Origin of the sequence: Georgenia wangjunii (assembly GCF_036421975.1) — a bacterium.
GTDB classification, from domain to species: Bacteria; Actinomycetota; Actinomycetes; order Actinomycetales; family Actinomycetaceae; genus Georgenia_A; species Georgenia_A wangjunii.
The window spans coordinates 290,280-313,910 of sequence record NZ_JAZGON010000001.1 but is presented as its reverse complement, the minus strand read 5'-3'; the positions used below and the strand labels follow the sequence as shown (position 1 = coordinate 313,910).

Here is a 23,631-nt window from a genome sequence, read left to right as displayed (position 1 = left end):
GGGGGCCTTCGCTGTCCGCGCCGCGCCGCGCCGCGCCGGGCCGGGCTGGGCTGGGCCGGGTCGGGTCGCACGAGCCCCGCCTCGCGACGACGATCGCGCCCTGGCTCGGGAGGTGCGGCCGAGGCGAGAGCGCGGGAGACGTGCGTCCGGGCGCGGGTCGTCAGTCGGTCGCGACGGCCTCGAGCACCGGCAGGCGGGTGGCGCGGACGGCCGGCCACAGGGCAGCGATGACGCCGACCACGCCGGAGAGCAGGACGACCACGCCGAGGAGCGCCCACGGGACGGCGAGCTCGCGCAGCCCCTGGTCGGCGTACACGTTGGGCAGCGCCGAGGCGAGCGCGACGCCGATGACGACGCCGAGCAGCGTCCCGAACACGGCCGTGAGGACCGACTCGATGGTGATCGTCACGGCCAGCTGGAGCCGCCCGAGGCCGACGGCGCGCATGAGCCCGATCTCGCGGGTCCGCTCGATGACGGCCAGCGCGAGGGTGTTGACGATCCCCAGGACGGCGATGACGACCGAGAGCCCGAGGAGGGCGTAGAGGATGACCATCGCCTGGTCAACCTGGTCGGCGAGCGAGCTCGTCAGCTCTTCCGCGTCCTGGGCGGTGAGGACGACGTAGGGGGCGACGACGGCGTCGACCGCGTCCCGCAGATCGGCCTGACTCACGCCGTCGGCCGCGTCGACGAAGACGGCGACGACCGTCGCCGCCGCCGCGGGCACCGCCCGGTCGAAGAGGTCGCGGTCGAGGATGACCGGGGAGGTGAGGATCTGGGACTCGACGACCGCGCCGACCCGGACCGGCACGTCCCCGTCCCCGGTCGCGAGGGTGAGCGTCGTGCCGACGTCCCAGCCCTCCTCCTCGGCGGTCGTGCGCTGGACGGCGACCTCGCCGTCGGCCAGTCCCTCCAGCGAGCCGGCGACGACGTGCACCTCGATCGTCTCGCCGAAGGCGCTCGCGGGGATGCCGAGGACGCGCACGGCGGCGGCGTCGTCGGCCGATCCCCCGAGCGCCGCCTGCCCGACGACGGTGGCGTCCGCGCGCCCCGCCTCCTCGAGAACGGCGAGATCGGCGGCCGCCTGCGGCGGGACGGCGAACGTCGCGGACTGCACGGTGAGGTCGGCGCGGGACTCGGTCGCGACGATCGACGTCGTGGACGCGGTCGCGGACGCCGCGAGGACGGCGCACGCGCTCACGAGCGCCATCCCGATCATGAGCGCACCGGCCGTGCTCGCCGTCCGGCGGGGGTTGCGCGTGACGTTGCCGCGCGCGAGACGGCCCATCGGCCGCAGGGTGACGACGGCAGGGACGGCGAGCGCCCCGAGCGCCGCGCGCCCGATGACCGGCGCGACGGCGAGCGCGCCCAGGAGGACCGCGCCGGCGCCCGCGCCGAGCCACGTCCCCGGGGCCTCGGTCGCTCCGCTCGTCGACCGGTGGACGGCGTACGCGCCGCCCGCGAGGAGGAGGACGCCGAGCACGGCCCGCGCGCGCAGCGAGCGCTCCGTCACGACGACGTCGTCGCGCATGGCCTCCACCGGCGGGGTCGTCGCCGCCCGGCGGGCCGGGACCGCCGCAGCCACCATCGACACGACGGTGCCGACGAGCATGGCGAGCCCGAGCTCGCGCGCGGAGACCGTGACCTGGCCCGACAGCGTCATGCCGAGGCGGTCGAGGACGGCGCGCAGGACCGCCACGAGCCCGATCCCCGCCCCTACCCCGGCCGCCGAGCCCACGAGCCCGACGACGGCGGCCTGGCCGATGACACTGGCGACGACCTGCCCGGGGGAGGCCCCGACGGCGCGCAGGAGCGCGAACTCGCGCTGCCGCTGGCGCACGGACATGGCGAAGGTGTTGGCGATGATGAACGCGCCGACGAAGAGCGAGATGAACGCGAACACGAGGAGGAAGGTGCCGAGGAAGCCGATGATCCGCTGGATCGCCTCGCGGGCCTCGGCCCGGACCTCCTCGCCGGTGAGCACCTCGACGTCCGGCGTGCCCGCCGTCGCCTCGGCCACCCGCTCGGCGAGCGCGTCGATGTCCGCGGGCGTCGCGTCGTCGGCGGCGTAGACGGCGATGGAGGGGACGGTGCCGTCGGGGGCGAAGGCCGCCTCGGCCGTCGCGGGGTCGACGAGGACGAGGATCGTCCCGACCATGGGGTTGCCGTAGGTCACCTCCCCGACGACGGTCACCTCGCGCAGCTCGTCCGCGCCCATGACGACGGACGTGCGCATCCCGACGGCGAGCCCGGACGTCTCGAGGGCGGTCGTCTCGAGCGCGACCTCGTCCGCGCCCACCGGCGCACGTCCCGCGAGGAGGTCGGCGCCCGGGTCGTCCTCGGTCTGGAGGGCGCCGCCGAAGCTCGGGGCCTGGCCGTTGACGACGGCCTGGCCGTCGGCGCCGAGAAGGACGACCGTGCCGAAGAAGTCCGGCAGGGCGTGGGTGACGCCGTCGACCCGGGCGACGTCCTCGGCGAGGTCGACGGGCACGGGCGCCCGCGGCTCGGCGAGCGGCCCTGCCGGCGCGCCACCACCGCCGCCGTCGTCGGCCCGTTCGACGCCGCGCACGTAGACGTCCCCCTGGGAGGAGGACTCGACGATGGAGTCGAACGTGTCGGCGAGCATCGCGCGCAGGGAGAACGTGCCCGTGACGAAGGCGACGCCGAGGAGCACCGCGAGGACGGAGAGCGCGAACCGGACGAGGTGCGCCCGGATCTCGCGCAGCGCGACGCGCAGCATCAGCGGTGCCGCTGCTCGCGCGCGTCGGTGAGCTCGCCGAGCGTCTCGAGGATGGTGCCGGCGTCCGGGTCGAGGAGCTCCGCCTCGAGCCGCCCGTCGGCGAGGAAGAGGACGCGGTGGGCGTACGCGGCCGCCGTCGGCTCGTGCGTGACCATGACGACGGACTGGCCGAGCTCGTCGACGCTGCGGCGCAGGAAGGAGAGGACCTCCGCGGCGGACCGGGAGTCGAGGTTCCCCGTGGGCTCGTCGGCGAAGACGACGGCAGGCCGGGCGATGAGCGCCCGTGCCGCGGCGACCCGCTGCTGCTGCCCGCCGGAGAGCTCGGTAGGCCGGTGGGTGAGGCGGTCCTCGAGCCCGACGGCCCGCACGACCGACTCGAGGCGCTCGCGGTCGACGGGGGTGCGGGCGATGTCGAGGGGCAGCGTGATGTTCTCGGCGGCCGTCAGCGTGGGGACGAGGTTGTAGGACTGGAAGACGAACCCGATGCGGGTGCGGCGCAGCTTGGTGAGCTGGCGCTGGCTCATCCGCGAGATGTCGGTCCCGTCGACGACGACGCGGCCCGACGTGGGGGAGTCGAGGCCCGCCATGCAGTGCATGAGGGTCGACTTGCCCGACCCGGACGGACCCATGATCGCGGTGAGCTGGCGACGCCCGAAGTCGACGTCCACGCCGTCGAGGGCACGCACCGCTGTGTCCCCGGCGCCGTAGACCTTGACGAGCCCTCGGGCGGAGGCGATGGCGTCCGCTCCGGTGGCGGTGCCGGTGCCGGTGCCGGTGGCCGGCGGCCTGCTTCGCGCCGTCGGCGCCGTGCCGGCTGCTCGGTCACCGGGTGTGCCGGGAGCGGGGGTAGGTCCGGGCATCGGCAGCGCGTGACGTCCCATGCCGCCGATTGTCCATCACGCCCCGGTCGGGCGCCCGGGGCGCCGTGCCTGAGCACGAGTGCACGCGGAGCTAGCGTCCGAGACCGGCTCGATCCACCTTGCGGTGGTAGCGCATGCCGGTCACTCCGCCGAGGACGGCCCCGGCCAGGCTGATGAGGGCGAGGGCGATCGCCGCGACGATCCCGCCGGTGGTGAGGTCACCCTCGTTGACGGGGATGCGGGGGAAGCTGTTGAGCTGGGCGAGGACGTTGAACCTGTCGCCGGCGACGAGACCGAGGACGGCGACGATGATCGCGATGACGATCGCCCAGACCCACACGGCGACGCCCTGCTTCGCCCCGTTGAAACGGGCCATCCGGCCGGCGACGTAACCTCCGCAGAAGTAGGCCGCGAACATGATGACGAGCAGGGCGATGCCACCGATGAGGCCGACGGTTCCTGGGTCCTGCGTCGCCTCGCTGGCCGCCTCGGCGATGTCGGTGTCCGTGGCTACCCCGACGGCGGTTCCCGCGGCGGCGACGAGGGCGGTCAGGAGGACGGCGGTGCCGGTGGCGGTGAGCCAGCCGAAGAAAGCCGACCCGATCTTGACTCCGCCGTACTCCTCCTTCTCGCGCTCGACGACGCTCTCGCGGTCGTGCGCGACGTCGTCGGGCGAGGTCGCGTCGGGGCGCTCGGGCCGGTCGTCGGTGGGCCGGTCCTGCCCGTAGCTGGTGCTCATGGTGGTGGGTCCTTCCGTGGGAGCGTCGTTGCTCTGGTATCACTGCGAGGCGAGTGGCGGGCCTGGCGCGCTGCCGTGCAGCAGCGCGCCAGGCCCATCACGGCGCGAGTTGTGGTCTGGCCCCGCTTCCGGCCGGCACTGCCCCAGGCCCATCACGGCGTGGACGGCGCCGTCGGGCGGCCGTCCGGGTCGAGGGCGCCCTCGGTCAGAGGGTCCTGCGGTCGTTGTCGACGGCGGAGGTGTCCGTCTCGATCTCCTCCTTGCGCACGGTCTCGTCGACCTGCTCGTTGTCGGTGACGACGTCCTTGTCCAGGCGGACGCGCTCCACCGGCACGGTCTCCTTGTCGACGACGACGCGCTCCTCGGAGAGGACGACCTCGTGCTCCTCCTCGCTCAGGTCCGGGCCGGAGAGGGCGTCCCCGCGGTTGGCGTCCGTGATGGGCTCGCGCTCGAGCCGCACCTCCTCGCGCTGGACGGGCACGGTACGGGTGACGTTCTCGGTGACGATGTACTTGCGCAGGCGGGCTCGCCCGGCCTCCACCCGCTCCGTGCCGACGTGCAGCTGCTCCTCGGAGCGCGTCATCGCGTCGTCGGTGGTCGGGCCCGAGGTGTCGTGCCCCACGGTGCCGCGCGCGTCGGCGTCGTAGCCCGCGCCCTGCCGGCCCGTGACGTCCCCGGTGGCGAGGTCCGCGTCCCCGGTGGTGCGGGAGTAGTCGCCGCCCGTGTCCGAGGCAGCCCCGGAGTAGTCCATGCCGTAGTAGCGGTACAGCTCGGCCTCCTCCTCCGGTGACAGGTGGCCCTCGGCGTCGCTGACACGCGGGGCGTCCTTGACGGTGTCCTTGGTGAACGGGACGCGGATCTCGTCGCCGGACACGTTGCCCTGGGAGAGGGGGATGAACGTCTCGGCGCTGCCGAAGAGGCCGGTCTTGACGGTCACCCACTCGGGGTTGCCGGTCTGGTCGTCGAGGTAGACCTGCTCGACCTTGCCGATCTTGGATCCGTCGTTCCCGACGACGGTCCCGCCGTTGTTGAGCAGGGTGTTGACCTGGTCCGTGCTGATCATTGGATACTCCTCCGATGGATGCCGCGGCATGGGTGCCGCACTATGTGCCACCGCTGTCCCGCGGGTCCGCGGGCCTCGGGTGGGTCTTCCATGTGAGTTCTCATCCGGTGCTACGACGTGCGGGAAGGGGTAGCCCGGAGGCGTGCCAGGCTACGGTCGCCGGTCACGGCGCGCATTCGGAGGGGGGCCCTGCCGAGGCAGATGACGCGCGGCTTTCGTGAGCGCGATCAACAAGGCGTCTCCGCTCACCCGTGGCTCACGAGCGCGCCTCGACAAAGGTCTAGTGCAGCGGAGCGCGTCCGGGCGATCCCTTGATTCGCGCGGCGGTCGCCCCTAGGGTCGGAGACGTCGCATTTGACCGATTCACTACGCCCGGACACCGATGTCCCGCGTGGGCGCCGACGCTCACCAGGGCCTGCGGCCGGGCCTGCCCCGGAGGACCCATGTCCAGTCGAACCCAGACGAGGTTGGCCGCGCTCGCCGTCGCCGGCCTGCTCTGCGCCCCGCTCGCCGCGCTGCCCGCGACCGCCGCCGCTGCTGATCCGGGCCCGCTCCAGTGCGGCACCGTCGAGGACGGTGGCACCGCGGCGGGGGAGCCCGAGGCGGTCCTCGACACCGTCGAGGTCGGCCCCACGTGGGCCGGGCACTACGTCGGCCAGGCGCTCCTCACCGACGGCGAGGACCAGTACGTCGGCTACTACGACGCCGACCGTCAGCTCACCGTCGCGCACCGCACGCTCGGCAGCGACGAGTGGACCCACCACCGCGTGGGTTCCCAGGTCGGATGGGACAGCCACAACTACATCACGCTGGCCACCGACCGCACCGGCAACCTCCACGTCAGCGGAAACATGCACAACGTGCCGCTGCGGTACTGGCGTACGACGACCCCGGGCGACGTCACGACGCTCGAGGCCGTCCCCACGATGGTTGGTGCCGACCGCGAGCGCAGCGTCACCTACCCCGTCTTCCTCGAGCTCGAGGACGGCACCCTCGTCTACCGGTACCGCGACGGCGGGAGCGGCAACGGCATCGACCTCTACAACGCCTACGACGCCGCGACCCGGACGTGGGGCGGGCTCATCGACAGCCCGCTCCTCTCCGGCGAGGGCCAGCGGAACGCGTACGCGGCCAAGCCCCGGCTCGGGCCCGACGGGAACTACCACATGGTCTGGGTCTGGCGGGACACCCCGATCGCCTCGTCCACCCACACCGTCTCCTACGCGCGCAGCGCGGACCTCGTCTCCTGGGAGACGAGCGCCGGGGAAGCGGTCACGCTGCCGATCACGCTCGGCACGAGCGACGTCGTCGACCCGGTCCCGCCCGAGGGCGGCATGATCAACAACAACGCCCAGGTCGGTTTCGACGCCGACGGCGCGCCCGTCGTCGCCTACCACAAGTACGACGAGGAGGGGAACACCCAGGTCTACGTCGCACGGCCGGACGACTCGGCCTCGGGCTGGCAGAACGTCCAGCTGAGCGACTGGACCGGCGCCTGGGACTTCTCCCAGCCCGGCACGCTCGTCTTCCAGGTCGAGGTCTACTGGCAGCCCCTCGTGCTCCCGGACGGCAACCTCCGGCTCGACGTCACGTGCCGCGGCGAGTCCCGCACCTTCATCATCGACGGCGAGACGCTCGAGCCGATCGAGGAGATCGCGACGCCGGCGACCGAGCCCGCCAGCGTGAACGAGGTGCGGTCCGACTACGTCCACCCCGTCACCAACGAGGGCGGGACCGACATGCAGGTCAACCTCAACGACGACTCCGGCGCGGCCGGCTCGTTCCACGCCCGCCGGCTCCTTCCGGACCCTGACGAGGACCTGCGCTACCTCCTGCGCTGGGAGAGCCTCGGGGAGAACCAGGACCGCTCGCGCGCGACGTGGCCCGGGGCGCAGCCGCTCGAGGTCGTCGTCCTCGGCACCGAGGACGCGTGCCGGGACGGCGGCTGGGAGAGCTTCGACTTCACCGGTGAGCTCGAGTGCGTCAACCACGTCCGCACCGAGACGGGCCAGGAGCCCATCGAGGAGCCGCCCGTGCTCGCGGTGGAGGCCGCGACCCGGTGCGTCGTCGGCAGAGCCGTCCAGGCGGTGCGGGTGGCAAGCTCCGCCGACGAGCCGGTCGAGGTCGTCGTCTCCGGCGCCTACGGCACGCGGACGATGACCGTGGCGCCGGGCCGCGCGGCCTCCGTCGCCTTCAGCTCCCGCCTCGGCTCCGTGCCCGAGGGGGAGGTCACGGCGACGACCGGCACGGGCGCCGGGGCCACGTCGGTGACGGCCGGCCACGCCGCCCACGCCTGCAGCTGACGCCGCCTCGGCGGGCCACCCGCGGGGGAGCGCTCACGGCGCGTCCCCGCGGGGCGGGCAACCTCGCGGTGGTCGCCACCGCACGACGACGCAGTTCCGTCCTGTTATCCACGACCCGGAGGAGTGACATGAGCACGAGAACCCGCCGCGTGAGCGTGGCGGCCGCAGCGACGCTCGCGCTGAGCGCGAGCGTCGTACCCGGCGCGGCCGCCGACGAGGAGCACGCGCCCGACGCCCCCACGGGCCTCACCGTCAACAGCCGCGAGCACCCGCGCGGCGTCGAGGGGGACCCGTTCTTCGCGTGGCTCCCTCAGGACGAGGACCTCGACGAGGTCCAGACCGCCTACCGGATAGAGGTCCGCGAGGCGGGGGCCGACGAGGCTGTCTGGGACAGCGGCAAGGTCGCCTCCGCCGAGCAGGCGTTCGTCGGCTACGACGGCCCCGACCTCGCGCCGGGCACGACGTACGAGTGGTCGGTGCGGACGTGGGACAGGACGGACCAGGCCTCTCCGCTGGCCACGGGCGCCTTCGACACGGGCCTCCCGGACGAGGCATGGGCGCCCGCGCAGTGGATCCGCCGCGCGCCGGGCGGCCCCGGGCCGATGAGCGTCACTGCCGGCCGGGCCCGCGTCACCGGGGGCGACGTCACGCTCGCCCGCACCGGCCGCGACTGGACCGACTACACCTACGAGGTGACCGTCCGCCCGACGACCCGCGGAGCGGGCGTCATGTTCCGCAGCCCCGACCGCCGCAACGGTTACATGTGGCAGCTGACCGCCGGCTCCGGGCTGCGGCCGCACGTGCTCGTCGACGGCAGCTTCACCGCGTTGGCGACGGTCCCGCTCACCGTCGCCAACGGGCAGGACTACCGGCTCCGGATCGAGGTCGAGGGGTCGCTCATCCGCACCTTCGTCGACGACGTGCTCGTCGACGAGCGGACGGACACCCGCTTCGCCGCGGGCACCGTCGGCTTCCGTGAGGCGTCGAACGAGGTGGGGGAGTTCGACGACGTCCGCGTCGAGGCACCGGACGGCACCACCCTCCTCACGGACGACTTCTCCGGCACGCTCGACGCGTGGGAGAACGTCTCCACCGCCCGCCAGCCCGACGAGTGGACGCTCGCCCGCACCGAGGTCGACCTCGCCTCGGCCGACGTCGTGCGCGCCCGCGCGTACGTCGCGGGCAGCCACACCTACGAGCTGTGGATCGACGGCGAGCGCGCCGACCGGGGCCAGTCCTTCGCCTACCCGGGCGAGCACTACTACCAGACGACAGACGTCACCGACCTCCTCGACGGCAGGGACACCGTCGCCGTCGGCGCCCTCCTCCACTGGTACGGCTCCGGTCAGGGCCGCCCGGCGGTCGAGCCGGGCCTCCTCGTGCGGATCGAGGTCGAGTACGCCGACGGGACCGAGCAGGTCGTCGTCAGCGACGGGTCGTGGAAGGTCGCCGAGGGGCCCTACCTCCAGGCGGGGCGCCGCAACGGTGAGGGCGAGTGGATCGAGCACCTCGACGCCACCCGCGTCATCGAGGGCTGGGAGACGACCGGCTTCGACGACGCCGGCTGGGACGACGCCGTCGTCATCGGGACGCACCCGACGGCCCCCTTCACGGCGCTGACGGGGCAGCTGACGCGGATGGAGGAGACCGAGGTGCCCGCCGCCGAGCTCCTCGTCGCCGACGACGGCACCGTCGTCGCCGACTTCGGGGTCGTCATCCCGGCCCGGCCGGTCGTCCAGTTCGACGAGGGCGTCGAGGGGCGCGTCGTCCCCATGCGCGCCAGCTACGAGCTCGCCGACAACGGGCGGGTGAGCACGTCCGGCGTCGCGACGCAGGGCACGACCATGACGTTCCCGTACACCCAGGTGGACGGCGCGCAGGAGTTCCGCGCCTTCACCCACCTCGGGTTCCGCTACCTCGAGATCCCCGACGCCGGGGAGGACATCGCGCTCGAGGACGTCTCCGCCGTCGTCGTCCACACCGAGATGCCGGAGCGCGAGCACGCGACGTTCGCGAGCTCGGACGAGACCCTCGACGAGGTGTGGGACCTCATGGTCCGCTCGGCGCTCTACTCGGTCCAGGAGGCGTTCGTCGACACCCCCACCCGCGAGAAGGGCCAGTTCCTCGGCGACTTCGTCGACATCTCCTACGCGACGATGGGCGCGTTCGGGGAGCGGGCCCACACCCAGCAGGGCATCCGGGAGTTCCTCAACTCCGCCGACCGGTTCTGGAGCTCAGGCGCCGACCTCGGCCGCTACAACGCCGTCTACCCCAACGGTGACGGCAAGCGGGACATCCCCGACTACGCCCTCATGTTCGTCGACGGCGTGTGGCGCTACTACACCGAGACGGGGGACCGCGCGCTCCTCGCCGAGGCGTACCCGTACATGCGCCAGACGGCGGACTACGTCCTGCGGCACATCCCCGCCGAGGGGCCGACCGCCGGGCTCGTCACGCAGCTCACCGGCGGGAGCGGTGCCTACCAGTACGGCATCGTCGACTGGCCGGAGCACGGGCGCTTCGGCTACGACATGGCGGCCGCCGCGCGCACGACGATCAACGCCCAGGGCGTCGACGTCCTCCGTGATGTCGCACGCATGGCCGAGGCGCTCGGCGAGACCGAGGAGGCGGCGGGCTACGGCGCGGCGGGTGACGCGCTGGCGGCCACGATGAACGAGCGTCTGCGCCGCCTCGACGGCGTGTACGTCGACGGCCTCGCCGCCGACGGCAGGCAGAGCACCCACGCGGGCCAGCACTCGACGTCCTACGCGATCGCGCACGGCGTCGCGCCCGCCGAGGATCTGCCGGCGCTCGCCGAGCACATCGCCGGGATGGGGATGCGGCAGGGGCCGATGACGGCCCACTGGCTGCTCCAGGCCCTCAGCGACGCGGGCGACGACGACGCCGTCCTCGCGCGCCTCACCGACGCCGAGGACTACGGCTGGGCGAACATCCTCGCCCAGGGCGGGACCTTCACGTGGGAGTCGTGGGAGCTGTCCGGCTCAGCCAACAGCGCCTCGCACGGCTGGGGCGCGCAGGCGCTCGTCGACGTCCAGCAGACGCTCCTGGGTGTGCGGACCGCGGCGCCCGGCGCGGCGGTCGTCGACATCGTGCCGCCGGACTCGGCGCTCGAGCACGCCGCGGGGACCGTGCCGACCCAGCGCGGGCCGGTCGGGGTGGACTGGGAGCGGCGCGAGGGCGGCATGCGCCTCACGGTCGACATCCCCGTCAACGTCACGGCCCGGGTCGCCATCCCGGTGAGCGGGGACGAGACGTACGGGCCGGTCGACCGGCCCGGCGTCCGCTCGCTCGGCGTCGAGGACGGTCGCGCCCTCTTCGAGGTCGGGTCCGGGGTGACGACGTTCGACGTCGTCGACGGCACGGTGCTGACGGTCGAGGCGGACACGCGCTGCGTCGTCGGGCGGGTCGTCCAGACGGTCCGGGTCGCGAACGCCACCGACGAGCCCGCCGACGTCGTCGTCGCCGGCGCGTACGGCGCACGGACGGTCACGGTGGCCCCGGAGCGGTCGATGTCGGTCGCGTTCAGCTCCCGGCTCGGGTCCGTGCCGGCGGGCGAGGTCACGGCGACGACGGGCACGGGCGAGACGGCCACCGCGGTGACCGCGCCGCACGCGGCCCGGGCCTGCGGGTGAGCGCGTACCGCGCACCCGCGGGCAGGTCGCGGGACGGCGGGTAGGCAGTGAGACGGGGGCGTGCGCCGCAGCGCACGCCCCCGTCCCACCTCGCCGCGTGGCGAGGCCGGCGTCAGCAGGTCTCGATGAGGTGCCGCAGGACCCGTGCGCCGAACTTCACGCCGTCGACCGGTACGCGCTCGTCGATGCCGTGGAAGAGCGGCGAGAAGTCGAGGTCCGCCGGCAGGCGCAGCGGCGCGAAGCCGTAGCCGTCGATGTCGAGGCGCCGGAGCGCCTTGTTGTCCGTCCCGGCCGAGAGGCAGTACGGCAGGAGGTGGGCGCCCGGGTCCTCGGAGAGGATCGCCGCGCGCATCTTCTCGACGAACGCCGTCTCCGTGGGGGCGTCGAGCGCGATGCCGAGCTTGTCGACGATGAGCTCGACGTGCTCCCCGGCGAGCTCGCGGATCGTGTCGAGCATGAGGTCCTGGTGGCCCGGGAGGAAGCGGCAGTCGATGGCCGCCTCCGCGGACTGCGGGATGACGTTGTTCTTGTAGCCGGCGCTCAGCATCGTGAGGTTCGCGCTGTCCTGCAGCGTGCCGGAGACGAAGCCCCGCGCGCCGCCCATGAGCGGGAGGAACTCCTCGATGTGCTCGTCGTCGCGCGCGATCCCCGTGAGGGCGGTGACCCCGTCGAAGAGCTTGGTCACGGACCCGACGAACTCGCGCGGCCACTCGTGGGCGTCGATCCGGTCGATCGCGCGGGCGAGGCGGACGATGGCGTTCTCGTCGTTGGGGACCGACCCGTGCCCCGCGCGCCCGGTCGCGCGGATGCGGATCCACGCGAAGCCCTTCTCGGCGGTCTGGAGGAGGTAGGCGCGCACCGGCTCCCCGGTGTCCTTGTCCGGCACGGTGATGGAGTAGCCACCGACCTCGCTGATCGCCTCGGTGCAGCCGGCGAAGAGCTCCGGGTGGTGGGTGACGAGCCACTGCGCCCCCCACGTGCCGCCCGCCTCCTCGTCCGCGAAGAACGCGAAGACGATGTCGCGCGGGGGCTTCGTGCCGGTGCGCACGAGGTGGCGGATGTTCGCCAGGACCATGGCGTCCATGTCCTTCATGTCCACGGCGCCGCGGCCCCAGATCATGCCGTCGCGGATCTCGCCCGAGAACGGGTCGACGGACCAGTCCTCGGCGTTCGCGGGCACGACGTCGAGGTGGCCGTGGACGACGAGGCCGGGACGCTCGGGGTCGGCGCCCTCGAGCCGGACGATGACGTTGGCCCGGCCGGGCTCGCTCTCGATGAGGACCGGCTCGAGCCCGACCTCCTCGAGCAGGCCGACGACGTAGTCCGCGGCCGCGCGCTCACCCGGGCCCGTGCCGTCCCCGTAGTTCGTCGAGTCGATCCGGATGAGCTCTTGGGTGAAGCGGACCGCCTCGTCCTCGATGAGGGTGATGGCGTCCTGGCTCACGGGGGTCATGTGCGGCTCTCCTGGTGTCGGGCGGGTCTGGTCTGAGGTCATCAGCCGGGGGCGACGGCGTCACGCACCGTCCCCACGAGGCTACCTACCGTCCCGGTCGGCAGCGCCGCCACGGCGGCGCGCACGGCGGCAGCGGCGACCTCGCTGCCCGTGGCGTCGACGAGCTTGGCACGACGCGCGCCACCGCCGAGGGGGTTGCGCGGGCTGCCGAGGGGGTGCTCGACGGCGGCGCGCACCTCGCGCCCGCCGGCGAGGGTGACGACGACCTCGGCCCAGAAGCTCCGCTCCCCGGCGCGGAGGGCGGCGTCCTCGGGACCCGCGGGGACGTGCTCGCGGGTGGTGCGCTCGACGAGGCGCGCGACCTCGGGGGCGGGCGGGGCAGGCGTGAAGTGCTCGAGGGTGGGCTCGTAGCCCGCGAGGTGGAGGGCGACGACGTACTCGGCGCTGAACCGCCCCTCCTCCCCGGTCCGGGGCCGGGTGTGGCGCAGCGCGGTGTCCGCGCCGGGGCGCACGCGCACGGCGACGCGCTCGATGCCCGCACCGCGGTCGATCGCGGTCGGAGCGCCGTTCGCGGGGGTGCCGCCGGCCGGTCCATCGGGCGCGGGCGCGCCGCTGTCCGTCACCTGGCGGGCGAGCGCGGCCGCGACCTCGGCGGCGGCGTCGGAGGCGGACATGGCGGCGGAGCAGAACGGGTACCGCTTCATCCACAGGCCGGGGTCGACGACGCGCCACGACGTGCCCCAGCCGTCGGTGAGCTCGGCGAGGTCGTCGCCCACGCCGTGGGCGGCGAGGAACCCCGTGCTCGGTTCGAGGAAGTCCGGGTTGGCCTCGACCCCGGCGCGGGCGAGGCCGGTCGCCTGGACGGCGGACTGGGAGGCGAGGCCCGCCTGGAGGGGCTTGGCCTGCGTGCCGAACTGGGCGCGGATGCCGCCTGCTTGCGAGGCGGCGAGGCTGACCGCCGTGGCGGTCTGCTCGACGTCGAGGCCGAGGAGGTGGCTGCACGCGAACGCCCCGGCGAGCGGGCCGGCGGTGCCGGTCGTGTGCCAGCCGGCCTCGTAGTGCGCCGGCCCGAGGAGCCGGCCGAGCCGCGCCATGACCTCGACGCCGACGGCGTACGCCGCGAGGAGGCGCCGGCCGTCCGTGCCGTCCTCGGCCACGGCGAGCAGCGCCGGCAGGAGCACCGCCGAGGGGTGCCCCCGGACGTGGGCGTGGGTGTCGTCGACGTCGAGCAGGTGCGCCTGGAACCCTCCGACGAGCGCGGCGAGGGCTGCGGACGCGCCGTCACCGTGACCGACGACGGTGCGCGGCCGGGCCGGCACTCCCTGGGCGCGGGCATGGTCGAGCAGCCGGGTGACCGCGGGGTCATGACGGGCCATGAGCGAGGACGCGAGGAAGTCCTCGACCGCCGCCTGCGCGGCAGGCGCGACGCGCGGGTCGTCGAGCGGACGGGCGCCGAGGACGGTGGCGGTCAGCGCCCGCCAGTCAGCCGAGGGGGATCTCAAGGGCGCGCGTGGAGTCGTCGCCGTCGTCGTCGTCGGCGGGTGGTTCGGGCCGGGGCCGCCGCTCGGAGCCGGAGCCGATCTCGCGGAGGAAGCGCCGGGTGCGGTCCTGGCGGGGGTTGGCGAGGACCTGCTCCGGGCTGCCCGCCTCGACGACGACGCCCTCGTCCATGAAGACGACCTTGTCCGCCACCTCGGCCGCGAAGCTCATCTCGTGGGTGACGATGACCATCGTCGTGTGCTCGAGCGCCAGCGTGCGGATGACGGCGAGGACCTCGTTGACGAGCTCGGGGTCGAGGGCCGACGTCGGCTCGTCGAGGAGGATCGCCTTGGGCCGCACCGCGAGCGCGCGGGCGATGGAGACCCGCTGCTGCTGCCCGCCGGAGAGGGTGACGGGGTACTGCTGGATGGTCTCCTCGCTCAGGCCCACGCGGGTGAGGAGGCGGCGGCCCTGGACGTCGGCCTCGGCGCGGGACATCTTCTTCCCGACGACGAGCGCCTCGGTGACGTTGCGCAGCGCCGTCTTGTTCCGGAACAGGTTGTAGTTCTGGAACACCATCGCCGTCTGCTGGCGCAGGGCGTAGGCCTGCTTGGCGCTGAACCTGGGCGGGTTGACGGTGACGTCGTTGATCGTGATCGTGCCGCCGTCGGGCTCCTCGAGGAGGTTGAGGCAGCGCAGGAGCGTGGACTTGCCCGAGCCCGAGGGGCCGATGACGGCGACGACCTCGCCCTCCTCGACCTGGAGGTCGACCCCGTCGAGGACGAGGTTGGTGCCGAAGCTCTTCCGCAGCCCGCGGACGTCGATCATCATGCGGCTCACCTCCGGTAGGCCCGGCCGAGGAACGTCTCCAGGCGCTGCTGCAGCCAGGAGTAGACGACGACGAGGGCCCAGTAGATGAGGCCGACGACGAGGTAGGTCTCGAAGAAGCGGAAGGAGGCGGAGGCGATGATCTTCGCCTCGGCGAACATCTCCGTGAGCCCGAGGGTGAAGGCGAGCGACGTCTCCTTGATGAGGGAGATGAAGATGTTGCCCGTCGCCGGCAGGGCGTTGTACGCGGCCTGCGGGAGGATGAACCGGCGGTAGATCTGCGCCTTCGTCATGCCGACCGCGAGGCCGGCCTCGTACTGCCCGCGGTCCACCGACGTCAGCGCCGCCCGGAAGATCTCCGCCAGGTAGGCGGCGTTCTTGAGGCTGAACCCGATGATGGCCGCCGTCATCGCGTCCATCGTCGACATGACGGGGAAGACCTGCGGGAGCCCGTAGTAGATGATGAAGAGCTGGACGAGGGTCGGGATCCCTCGGAAGAGCGAGATGTACGCCATCGCCATCTGGTTGAGCACCGGGATCCTCGTGAACCGCAGGATCGCCAGGAAGAGTGCGATGACGAGCGCGAAAGCCATCGACACGACGGCCAGGACGAGGGTGATCGGCAGGTAGGCGAGGACCTGTGGCAGGACCTCGAGCATGTACGTCATGTCGACGTTCACCGCTCACCCCTTCTCGTACGTTCCGCGCGCGGCCCCGCTCGGCGCCGCTCGTCCATCCATCATCCGTCACACCTCGGGTGCGCCCGCCCGCCCGTGGCGGACGGGCGCCCCCGCGCCTACTGGGCGGCCAGCTCGGCCGGCTCGGCCGTGATGTCCTCGCCGAAGTACTTCTCGGACAGCTCGGTCAGCGTGCCGTCCCCGCGCATGACGGTGACCTGCTCGTTGATCGCGGCGAGCAGCTCGGCACCCTCGCCCTCGGGGCTGAACGGGAAGCCGACGCCCTCCCAGGCGATCGGCTCGCCGACCATCTTCACCGGGGCATCGGTGCGCTCGATCTCGGCGAGGAGGATCGGGCGGGAGTTGATGTAGCCCTCGACGCGGTTGTTGATGATGTCCTGCATCGCGCCGTCGCGGGTCTCGTACGTGCGGACCTCGATCTCGGTGCCGGTCTCGGCGGCCCAGCTCTCGAGGTTGATGACGTTGTTCGAGCCGAGGACCCCGGCGATGGTGAGGCCGGCGACGTCGTCGAGCGTGTTGATGTCCGCGTTGGCCTCGTTCGTGACGATCTGCGCGCCGTAGTACGCGTAGGGGTCGGTGAAGTCGTAGACCTCCGCGCGCTCGGCCGTGATGGCCACGGCGTTGGCGACGGTGTCGAGACGGCCCGCCTCGAGCTGGCCCATGAGGCCGGCGAAGTCGGTGTTGGTCCACTCGACCTCCCACCCGAGGTTCGCGGCGGCGGTCTCGATGACCTCGACGTCGAACCCGATGAGCTCGCCGTCCTCCTGGTAGCTGTTGGGGTAGCTCTGGCCGGTCGAGCCGACGCGGAGCACGCGGCCCTCGTCGGCGGTGGCGGTGGCGCCGGCGGCCGTCTCCTCGGTCTCGGGGGAGGAGCCCGAGCACCCGGCCAGGACGGTGGCGAGGGCGGCCGCCGTGACGGCGGTGAGCAGGGTGGTGCGCTTCATGAGGGGTCCTTCGGGCTAGCGGTGCGGTGCTGGAAACGCTCGTACGCGGCTGCGTCGAGCACCTTCGTGAGGTAGACGGTGATGTGGCCGTGGCCGAGGTCGGTGCGCCCCGACTCGACGTAGCCGAGGCGGGCGTACATGGCGGTGAGCCACGGGTGGTGCTCCGCGGTGCCCAGGCTGACGGCGGGAGCGTGCACCTGCTCGCGCATGACGTCGCGCTCGACGTGGTCGATGAGGTGCTGGGCGTGCCCCTGCCGCTTGTGGGCGGGCGCGGTCGCGATCCAGCCGAGGTGCGGCAGGCCGTACGGGCCGGGGTTGGGGCCCCACGGGTAGCGCACGGAGACGGTGGCGAGGAGCTCGCCGTCGTCCTCGAGGACGTAGGCGACGTTGTCGCTCAGGTGCTGCTCGATCTGGTTGCGGTCGGCGTGCGCGGCGGCGAAGTTGATCCCGAGCTCACGGATGTCCGCGTACGCGCCCGAGACGAGCGCGGCGTAGGCGTCGAGGTCGCGCACCGTGGCGGTGCGGACGGAGGGGCGGCCCACTCAGATGCCCGCCTGCTCGGCAGCGGCGACGACCCGGTCCACGGTTACCGGGGCGGCACCGAGGTACTGCAGCGGGTCGAGCCAGTTCGCGATCTCCTCGGCGCCGACCCTGCCGGCGAGGCGCTCGTCCTCGCGCAGGACGTCGAGGAGGGGCCGGCCCGTCTCGACGGCGGTCATCGACGCCTCGTAGACGATGTGGTGGGCGGTCTGCTTGCCCAGCACCCGGCCGATCTCGAACATGACCTTCTCCGACAGGAGCAGGCCGCCCTGGAGGTGGAGGTTGCGAGCCATCGCGCCGGTGTTGACGACGAGGCCGGGCAGGATCCGCGCCATCGTCGCGAGCTGGGCCGAGAGGTAGAGGTGGAGCTCGGGCAGGGAGATCCACTCCGCGCGCCAGCTCATCGCGTCGCGCTCGTGGATCGTGTGCATGGAGTCGAACGTGAGGCCCATGGCGTGCTTCATGGGGTTCGTCAGCGCGGCGACGCCCTCGAGGAGGGCGGGGTTGCGCTTGTGGGGCATCGTCGTCGAGCCGATCTTGCCCGCCGCGAAGGGCTCCTCGACCTCGCCGATCTCCGTGCGCATGAGGTTGGTCAGCTCGTTGGCGATCTTGCCGAGGCTGCCGGAGACGAGCGTGAGGACGGCGGCGTACTCGGAGAAGCGGTCGCGCGCCGACTGCCAGGAGATGTTGGGGGAGGCGAGGCCGAGGAGGTCGAGCGTCGCGCGCTCCACCTCAGGACCCTGCTCGCCGAAGGCGGCGTACGTGCCGACGGCACCGTTGATGTTGCCCGTGAGCACCCGTTCCCGGACGGCGCCGAGCCGCTCGGTGTGGCGGATGAACTCGTCGAGCCAGACGGCGACCTTGAAGCCGAACGTCGTCGGGAGCGCCTGGACGGCGTGGGTGCGCGCGGTCATGGGGGTGTCGCGGTGCTCGACGGCGAGCGTCTTGAGGGCGCGGGCCACGGCGAGCGTGTCGCGCTGGATGAGGTCGAGCCCCTCACGGACCTGCAGGATGGTGCCCGTGTCGACGACGTCCTGGGTGGTCACCCCGTAGTGGACCCACTCGCCGTCCTCGCCGGCGGCCTGCTGGAGCGCGCTCACGGTGGCGTTGAGGGAGTGCATGGTGCGCGCCCCCTCCGCGGCGAGCGCGTCGATGTCGAGGGTCTCGGCCGTGGCGGCGTGGCTGATCGACTCGGCCGCGGCGGCGGGGATGATCCCGAGCGCCGCCTCGGCGCGGGCGAGGGCACCCTCGACGTCGAGCTGCTTCTGGAGCCGGTTGCGCTCGTCCCACACCGCCCGCATCTCCGGCGTGCCGAAGCTGTTGCCGATCGTGCGCATGTCGACGACGTGCGAAGGCATGGGGGACCTCTCTGCTGCGTGCGGGGCGTGGGCCGGCTCTGCGGCTGCTACGACGTGGGCGAGCGCGCCGTCCGCGTGCTGGGCACGCGGGGGCTCCGACCGGGCTCGTGGAGCGTAACGGCGGCTCCTGCCCTCGGTATTCCGCGGAGCGGGTTCGCTCGCCATGTGAGACGGCAGTCTCGTGGTCGCCTCGGCCTGGGCCGGCCGTCGCCGGGCGGGCAGGCGCAGGAGGCGGTGGCTGGACCCGTGGCAGGGGCTGCGGGGCGGCGGCGCCTCGGCCTGCGGCCGGCAGCGGCTGGACAAGGAAGAACGCCGCAAGCCTGTGGCCTGCGGCGTTCCTGGGAGTGGCTCCGACCGGCGTCGATCCGGTGACCTTTCGATTTTCAGTCGAACGCTCTACCAACTGAGCTACAGAGCCTGGCAGCGAAGGCCCGGTCAGATGACCGGGCCTTCGTCGCGACCCCGACGGGACTTGAACCCGCGACCTCCGCCGTGACAGGGCGGCGCGCTAACCAACTGCGCTACGGGGCCTCGTAGTGAAGCCGTGCTGCTGTTCGTACCCCCAACGGGATTCGAACCCGTGCTACCGCCGTGAAAGGGCGGGGTCCTAGGCCGCTAGACGATGGGGGCCCGTACAGGACGCCCGTGACGCCGAGGCGCCCCAAGACCTCGGTAAGCATATGGGCAAGAAGGCCTCCGGGGCAAAGTCGCTCCGTGTGCCCTACGACACGTCCGGCTCCGAGCGGCCTCCGTGGTGGTCTCGCGGGGCCGTCGGACCGGCCGCCCGCCGCGCGTGGACAGGGGGCCAGGGCCGCCGTCGGGGTGGGGGAGGATGGGCGCATGGTGGAGATGTCCGCGCGGGACTTCGACGAGGCGGTGAGCGACGGGCTCGACCTCGTCCCGCCCGAGCTGACCGCGCAGATGGACAACGTCGTCATCCTCGTCGAGGACGAGCCCCCCGCGGACGCGGGGGACCCGGACCTCCTCGGGCTGTACGAGGGCACCCCGCTCACCGAGCGCGACTCGTGGTGGGCGGCCGGCTCCCTCCCTGACCGGATCACGATCTTCCGGGGCCCGACGCTGCGGATGTGCGAGGACGCGCAGGACGTCGCCGAGGAGGTCGCGATCACGGTCGTCCACGAGATCGCCCATCACTTCGGCATCGACGACGACCGTCTGCACGAGCTCGGCTGGGCATGAGCGCCACGCACGGGCACCACGGCACCGCCGGGGCCGTGCACCGCTCGCGGCTCGTCGCCGCGCTTGTCATCACCGCCGGCGTCATGGTCGTCGAGCTGGTCGGGGGGCTCCTCACCGGTTCGCTGGCGCTGCTCGCCGACGCCGGGCACATGCTCTCCGACTCGGCAGCCCTCGCCATCGCGCTCGGCGCGACGTGGCTCGCCGCCCGGCCCGCACGCGGTCGCTGGACCTTCGGTTGGCAGCGAGCGGAGATCCTCGCGGCGCTCGTCAACGGCGTCATCCTCGCCGTCGTCGGGGCCGTCGTCATCATCGAGGGGGTCGGGCGCCTTGGCCGGCCCGCCGACGTCGAGGCGCCTGCCATGCTCGCCGTGGCCGCCGTCGGCCTTCTCGCGAACCTCGTCTGCCTGCGCCTCCTCCTGCCCGGACGGGACGCGAGCCTCAACGTGCGGGGCGCCTACCTCGAGGTGCTCGGCGACCTCATCGGCTCGGTCGCCGTCATCGTCGCGGGCGTCGTCATCCTCCTGACCGGGTGGCACACGGCCGACGCCGTCGCCTCGATCGCCATCGGCGTCCTCATCGTCCCGCGCGCCGCGATGCTCCTGCGCGACGTCGGTCGCGTCCTGCTCGAGGCGGCCCCGCAGGACATGGCCGTGGAGACGGTGCGCGAGCACATGGCCGCGGTGCCCGGCGTCGTAGCCGTCCACGACTTCCACGCCTGGACCATCACGTCCGGCGTGCCGGTCGTCAGCGCCCACGTGGTCGTCGAGGACTCGGTGCTCGCGCCGGAGCGCTTCTGCGAGGTGCTCGATGCGCTCCAGGGCTGCCTGCGCGGACACTTCGACGTCACCCACTCGACCCTCCAGCTCGAACCGGCCGAGCACGAGGGCGACGAGCGACGCCTCCACCGCTGAGCCGCGCCGGGCGGTGTCAAGGCGCCTTGACGCTAGATGTCAAAGCTCCTTGACGTTTGATGTCAAGGATCACTAACATCGGCACCATGGTTCCTCGACAGGCCACGACAGCGGCGGCACAGAGCCCCATCCGCCTGCGGCGTCGGGCGCAGAAGGTCACCCAGGCGGAGCTCGCCGCGACGGCGGGCGTGAGCAGGCAGACCGTCATCGCGATCGAGCAGGGCGACTACGCGCCGTCCGTCTTCCTCGCGCTGCGCATCGCGCGCGCGCTCGGGGCGACGGTGGAGGAGCTCTTCGGCGGGGCGGACGGTACGGGCACGGCAGACGCGGCAGAGGGGACAGGACGATGAAGAACACGAAGGGCGCGCTCGACCGCGCGGCAGACCGGCTCATGGGTGCTGACAGCCCCACCTACGGGGACGAGCGCGAGCGCGCGGTCTTCATGGAGGCGAGCACGTTCGGGAACACGATCGGGATCTACGTCAGCCTCGCCGCCGCCCTCGTCGCGGCGCTCCTCGGCCAGGTCCTCCTCCCGGTGGTCCTCCTCCTCGTCATGGCGACGCCCACGTGGGTCGCCATGTGGTACGCCTCACGCCGCGACGTCGACATCTCCGCCATGGCGGACCTGGCGGACCGGCGGACGAAGGTGACGGTCGCGGTGGTCACGTTCGGTGGCATCGTGCTCGTCGGCGCGGCGATGCTCTACACGGTCATGGCCGGGCACGGCGTCATCCCGGTGCCGGACATCGACCTCGGGGCGGGCGGGAGCGACGGCGTCGGGGCGTCGATGGTCAGGGGCGGGCTCATCGGCGCCATCGGCGGCGGGCTCGTCGCCGCGGTGCTCTCGGTACGGGGCTCGCGCAAGCGAGCGCGCGCAACGGAGCCGCTCGAGGACGAGGTCGACGACTTCGAGGACTGAGGGAGGACGCCCGCCCGGCGGTGGGGTCGCAGCACCGGCCCGGGGGCGTGGCGCCTACTCCGGGGAGTCCTCGCCGGCCGGCTCCTCGTCGACGATCTCGCCGCTCGGGCGGTCGTCGCCCGTGCTCATGACCGTCCCGGCGCTGACGTCGACGGCGACCTCGCCGGCATCACCGGCATGGGTGAAGTGCGGCAGCTCGGTGCCCTGGGGGTCGTCGTAGGGAGCCGTCAGCAAGGTCGCGGTGGCCCAGCCCCGGCTGAGCAGGTCGTGGTCCGAGCCCGGCTCGTCCCGGTCGTTGACGCCGGAGTACGTGAGCATGACGTAGTTCTTGCCCTTCTCCCGGACCCGCGCCTGGACGGCGCCGAAGCTCGCGAGCCTGGCCGACCGCAGTCCGCGGAGCTGCTCGGGGGGGATGTCGGGCACGTTGATGTTGAGCACCCGCTCGTCGTCCTCGGGCTGGTCCACGAGCCACTCGAACGCGCGGGCGGTGACGAGCTCGGCGGTGCGCCAGTGCTGCGGCTTGCCGGAGGCGATCGAGACGGCCATCGCCCGCACCCCCTGGGTCGCCGCGGAGAGCGCGGCGCCCACCGTGCCGGAGTGGAGGGTGGCGCGGCCGGTGTTGGCCCCGAGGTTGACGCCGGAGAGGACGAGGTCCGGGCGCTCGCCGAACGCGCCGTAGCAGGCGACGAAGGCGATGAGGGCGGGCGCGGCCTTGACACCGAAGCACCGGACGTGGTCCGGGACACCCGGCGGGCGGCGGTCGACGAGGACGAGCCGCCCGTCCACCTCCTGGGACGTCAGGGCCGCGCTCGCGCCGGAGTACTGGCGGTGGGGAGCGGCGACGAGCACCTCGCACCCGGCGGCGAGCGCCACGTTGGCGAGCACCGTCAGCCCGGGGGAGTCGATGCCGTCGTCGTTCGTGATGAGTACGCGCACGTCACTCGATCTCCTGTACCTCGATGCGGTTCGCGAAACGCTCGATCTGCTCGCGACGCCCCGTCCCGAGCCCGCGCCGGGTGACGTTGAGGGCCCCGGCCGCGGCGCCGAGGCGGACGGCGTCGGTGACGTCCGCGCCACGCCCGAGCGCGACGGCGATGCCGGCGGTCATCGAGTCCCCCGCACCGCGGTGGTCGAGCGGGGTGACGACGGGCCCGACGACGAGGCGGGCCGAGCCGGCGCGGACGAGGAGGGCGGGCGCCCCCGCCCGGGAGAGGACCATCGCCTCGACGCCGTCGGCGACGAGCGCCTCGGCGGCGGCGCGGAGCGACGCGATCGAGTCGTCCGGGGCCAGCCCCGCCGCGCACACCTCCTCGTGGCTCATCTTGAGCACGGTAGGCCCCTCCCTGGCTGCCGCGCGCGCCGCAGCGCCGGAGAGGTCGGCGACGACGGGCTTGCCCACGCTGCGCACGTCACGGACTATCCGCGAGAAGAAGCTGGCCGGTACGACGCGCTCCGGCTCGGCGCCCGTGACGACGAGGACGTCGGACTCGAGCGCCTCGACGAGGACGGTGCCGTAGAGGTCGTCGAGCTCGTGGCGGGTGAGGGACGGCGGTGCCATGTGGGCGAGCGTCTCCCGGTCACCGCCGCGCCGGTCGTGGAGGTAGGCGCCGTTGCCCGCGCCGTAGGTGACCGAGCGGACCGTCAGGCTCTCCGCGGCCATCATCGTGGCCAGCACGGCCCCGACCTCGCCGCCGAACGGCCCGCACACGGTGACGTCGGCCCCCAGCGAGACGGCCATCCGGGCCACCCACAGTCCCTGGCCGCCGGGATGGAGGTGGATGTCCGCGCCCGTGGCCGGGGCGTCACCGACGTCGTGGGGCGGTTCGACCTCGACCATGAGCAGCGGGGTGGGCGTGAGGACGCAGATGCGTGGCCGCGTGCGGCCGGTGGCGCCGGAGTGCTCCATGACGGGAGCCTAGGCGAGGACCGGCTCGGCGGTGCACTAT

At 73.1% G+C, this 23,631-nt stretch carries 19 protein-coding genes and 3 tRNA genes; 6 read left to right on the top strand and 16 right to left on the bottom strand.

What is annotated here, in order from left to right; genetic code table 11:
• Window positions 1-160: 160 nt before the first annotated feature.
• The 4 genes from V2J63_RS01400 to V2J63_RS01385 form a co-directional block, all read right to left on the bottom strand.
• Window positions 161-2,737, bottom strand: a complete 2,577-nt coding sequence (locus V2J63_RS01400; protein ID WP_331229184.1) for an ABC transporter permease — start codon at window positions 2,735-2,737, stop codon at window positions 161-163.
• Window positions 2,737-3,618, bottom strand: a complete 882-nt coding sequence (locus tag V2J63_RS01395) for an ABC transporter ATP-binding protein (RefSeq protein ID WP_331229183.1) — start codon at window positions 3,616-3,618, stop codon at window positions 2,737-2,739. Before V2J63_RS01395 ends, V2J63_RS01400 begins: the two co-directional genes overlap by 1 nt.
• 70 nt (window positions 3,619-3,688) lie before the next feature.
• Entirely contained in the window at window positions 3,689-4,336 is a 648-nt protein-coding gene (locus V2J63_RS01390) for a hypothetical protein (protein ID WP_331229182.1), read from the bottom strand.
• 205 nt (window positions 4,337-4,541) lie between these two features.
• Window positions 4,542-5,399, bottom strand: coding sequence for a PRC and DUF2382 domain-containing protein (locus V2J63_RS01385; RefSeq protein ID WP_331229181.1), 858 nt, complete (start codon window positions 5,397-5,399; stop codon window positions 4,542-4,544).
• A 443-nt stretch (window positions 5,400-5,842) separates the two neighbouring features.
• On the opposite strand from V2J63_RS01385, the gene V2J63_RS01380 reads away from it, so the two are divergent.
• The gene (locus V2J63_RS01380; RefSeq protein WP_331229180.1) at window positions 5,843-7,702 is read left to right on the top strand and encodes a BNR repeat-containing protein; all 1,860 of its coding nucleotides are present in this window, start codon (window positions 5,843-5,845) and stop codon (window positions 7,700-7,702) included.
• A gap of 128 nt (window positions 7,703-7,830) precedes the next feature.
• Window positions 7,831-11,355 carry a family 78 glycoside hydrolase catalytic domain gene (locus V2J63_RS01375; protein WP_331229179.1) on the top strand — a complete coding sequence of 1,175 codons (3,525 nt, stop codon included), beginning with the start codon at window positions 7,831-7,833 and terminating at the stop codon, window positions 11,353-11,355.
• Window positions 11,356-11,467: 112 nt separating this feature from the next.
• Here the strand turns inward: V2J63_RS01375 and V2J63_RS01370 are convergent, their stop codons facing one another.
• The 10 genes from V2J63_RS01370 to V2J63_RS01325 all read right to left on the bottom strand — a co-directional run bounded on the left by V2J63_RS01370 (window position 11,468) and on the right by V2J63_RS01325 (window position 19,285).
• Window positions 11,468-12,808, bottom strand: coding sequence for a M20/M25/M40 family metallo-hydrolase (locus V2J63_RS01370; protein ID WP_331229178.1), 1,341 nt, complete (start codon window positions 12,806-12,808; stop codon window positions 11,468-11,470).
• A gap of 41 nt (window positions 12,809-12,849) precedes the next feature.
• On the bottom strand, window positions 12,850-14,310 hold the full coding sequence (locus V2J63_RS01365) for an MmgE/PrpD family protein (protein ID WP_331229177.1): 1,461 nt from the start codon (window positions 14,308-14,310) through the stop codon (window positions 12,850-12,852).
• Window positions 14,291-15,115 (bottom strand): amino acid ABC transporter ATP-binding protein, encoded by an 825-nt coding sequence (locus tag V2J63_RS01360; RefSeq protein WP_491062053.1) that lies wholly within the window; start codon window positions 15,113-15,115, stop codon window positions 14,291-14,293. Before V2J63_RS01360 ends, V2J63_RS01365 begins: the two co-directional genes overlap by 20 nt.
• 8 nt (window positions 15,116-15,123) lie before the next feature.
• Window positions 15,124-15,795, bottom strand: coding sequence for an amino acid ABC transporter permease (locus tag V2J63_RS01355; protein WP_331229175.1), 672 nt, complete (start codon window positions 15,793-15,795; stop codon window positions 15,124-15,126).
• A 116-nt stretch (window positions 15,796-15,911) separates the two neighbouring features.
• Window positions 15,912-16,757 carry a transporter substrate-binding domain-containing protein gene (locus V2J63_RS01350; protein ID WP_331229174.1) on the bottom strand — a complete coding sequence of 282 codons (846 nt, stop codon included), beginning with the start codon at window positions 16,755-16,757 and terminating at the stop codon, window positions 15,912-15,914.
• Window positions 16,754-17,299: a GNAT family N-acetyltransferase gene (locus V2J63_RS01345; RefSeq protein ID WP_331229173.1), complete on the bottom strand. Its 546-nt coding sequence runs from the start codon at window positions 17,297-17,299 to the stop codon at window positions 16,754-16,756. Before V2J63_RS01345 ends, V2J63_RS01350 begins: the two co-directional genes overlap by 4 nt.
• Entirely contained in the window at window positions 17,300-18,655 is a 1,356-nt protein-coding gene (gene purB, locus V2J63_RS01340) for an adenylosuccinate lyase (protein ID WP_331229172.1), read from the bottom strand. It lies immediately after the preceding gene.
• A gap of 345 nt (window positions 18,656-19,000) precedes the next feature.
• A tRNA-Phe gene (locus tag V2J63_RS01335) sits at window positions 19,001-19,073 on the bottom strand.
• Between the two features lie 39 nt (window positions 19,074-19,112).
• A tRNA-Asp gene (locus tag V2J63_RS01330) sits at window positions 19,113-19,186 on the bottom strand.
• A 26-nt stretch (window positions 19,187-19,212) separates the two neighbouring features.
• Window positions 19,213-19,285: transfer RNA gene (locus V2J63_RS01325), tRNA-Glu, on the bottom strand.
• Between the two features lie 210 nt (window positions 19,286-19,495).
• Here V2J63_RS01325 and V2J63_RS01320 point away from each other — a divergent pair.
• The 4 genes from V2J63_RS01320 (at window position 19,496) to V2J63_RS01305 (ending at window position 21,685) form a co-directional block, all read left to right on the top strand.
• Window positions 19,496-19,855, top strand: a complete 360-nt coding sequence (locus V2J63_RS01320; RefSeq protein ID WP_331229171.1) for a metallopeptidase family protein — start codon at window positions 19,496-19,498, stop codon at window positions 19,853-19,855.
• Window positions 19,852-20,766 (top strand): cation diffusion facilitator family transporter, encoded by a 915-nt coding sequence (locus tag V2J63_RS01315; protein WP_331229170.1) that lies wholly within the window; start codon window positions 19,852-19,854, stop codon window positions 20,764-20,766. Before V2J63_RS01320 ends, V2J63_RS01315 begins: the two co-directional genes overlap by 4 nt.
• 86 nt (window positions 20,767-20,852) lie before the next feature.
• Entirely contained in the window at window positions 20,853-21,116 is a 264-nt protein-coding gene (locus tag V2J63_RS01310; RefSeq protein ID WP_331229169.1) for a helix-turn-helix transcriptional regulator, read from the top strand.
• Entirely contained in the window at window positions 21,113-21,685 is a 573-nt protein-coding gene (locus V2J63_RS01305) for a hypothetical protein (RefSeq protein WP_331229168.1), read from the top strand. The genes V2J63_RS01310 and V2J63_RS01305 overlap by 4 nt, the downstream gene beginning before the upstream one ends.
• A gap of 54 nt (window positions 21,686-21,739) precedes the next feature.
• Here V2J63_RS01305 and surE read toward each other — a convergent pair whose 3' ends face one another.
• Both surE and V2J63_RS01295 read right to left on the bottom strand, forming a co-directional pair.
• Window positions 21,740-22,621: a 5'/3'-nucleotidase SurE gene (gene surE / locus V2J63_RS01300; protein WP_331229167.1), complete on the bottom strand. Its 882-nt coding sequence runs from the start codon at window positions 22,619-22,621 to the stop codon at window positions 21,740-21,742.
• A 1-nt stretch (window position 22,622) separates the two neighbouring features.
• A complete protein-coding gene (locus V2J63_RS01295) occupies window positions 22,623-23,591 on the bottom strand; it encodes a 1-phosphofructokinase family hexose kinase (protein WP_331229166.1) in 969 nt (322 codons plus the stop codon).
• Window positions 23,592-23,631 lie beyond the last annotated feature (40 nt).

What these genes read in the sequence shown, in the direction of transcription:
- V2J63_RS01380 (WP_331229180.1), top strand. Translation starts at nt 5,843, where the DNA reads ATGTCCAGTCGAACCCAGACGAGGTTGGCCGCGCTCGCCGTCGCCGGC.
- V2J63_RS01390 (WP_331229182.1), bottom strand. Translation starts at nt 4,336, where the DNA reads ATGAGCACCAGCTACGGGCAGGACCGGCCCACCGACGACCGGCCCGAG.
- V2J63_RS01395 (WP_331229183.1), bottom strand. Translation starts at nt 3,618, where the DNA reads ATGGGACGTCACGCGCTGCCGATGCCCGGACCTACCCCCGCTCCCGGC.
- V2J63_RS01375 (WP_331229179.1), top strand. Translation starts at nt 7,831, where the DNA reads ATGAGCACGAGAACCCGCCGCGTGAGCGTGGCGGCCGCAGCGACGCTC.
- V2J63_RS01305 (WP_331229168.1), top strand. Translation starts at nt 21,113, where the DNA reads ATGAAGAACACGAAGGGCGCGCTCGACCGCGCGGCAGACCGGCTCATG.
- V2J63_RS01310 (WP_331229169.1), top strand. Translation starts at nt 20,853, where the DNA reads ATGGTTCCTCGACAGGCCACGACAGCGGCGGCACAGAGCCCCATCCGC.
- V2J63_RS01400 (WP_331229184.1), bottom strand. Translation starts at nt 2,737, where the DNA reads ATGCTGCGCGTCGCGCTGCGCGAGATCCGGGCGCACCTCGTCCGGTTC.
- V2J63_RS01360 (WP_491062053.1), bottom strand. Translation starts at nt 15,115, where the DNA reads ATGATCGACGTCCGCGGGCTGCGGAAGAGCTTCGGCACCAACCTCGTC.
- V2J63_RS01315 (WP_331229170.1), top strand. Translation starts at nt 19,852, where the DNA reads ATGAGCGCCACGCACGGGCACCACGGCACCGCCGGGGCCGTGCACCGC.
- V2J63_RS01295 (WP_331229166.1), bottom strand. Translation starts at nt 23,591, where the DNA reads ATGGAGCACTCCGGCGCCACCGGCCGCACGCGGCCACGCATCTGCGTC.
- V2J63_RS01385 (WP_331229181.1), bottom strand. Translation starts at nt 5,399, where the DNA reads ATGATCAGCACGGACCAGGTCAACACCCTGCTCAACAACGGCGGGACC.
- V2J63_RS01350 (WP_331229174.1), bottom strand. Translation starts at nt 16,757, where the DNA reads ATGAAGCGCACCACCCTGCTCACCGCCGTCACGGCGGCCGCCCTCGCC.
- V2J63_RS01320 (WP_331229171.1), top strand. Translation starts at nt 19,496, where the DNA reads ATGGTGGAGATGTCCGCGCGGGACTTCGACGAGGCGGTGAGCGACGGG.
- purB (WP_331229172.1), bottom strand. Translation starts at nt 18,655, where the DNA reads ATGCCTTCGCACGTCGTCGACATGCGCACGATCGGCAACAGCTTCGGC.
- V2J63_RS01370 (WP_331229178.1), bottom strand. Translation starts at nt 12,808, where the DNA reads ATGACCCCCGTGAGCCAGGACGCCATCACCCTCATCGAGGACGAGGCG.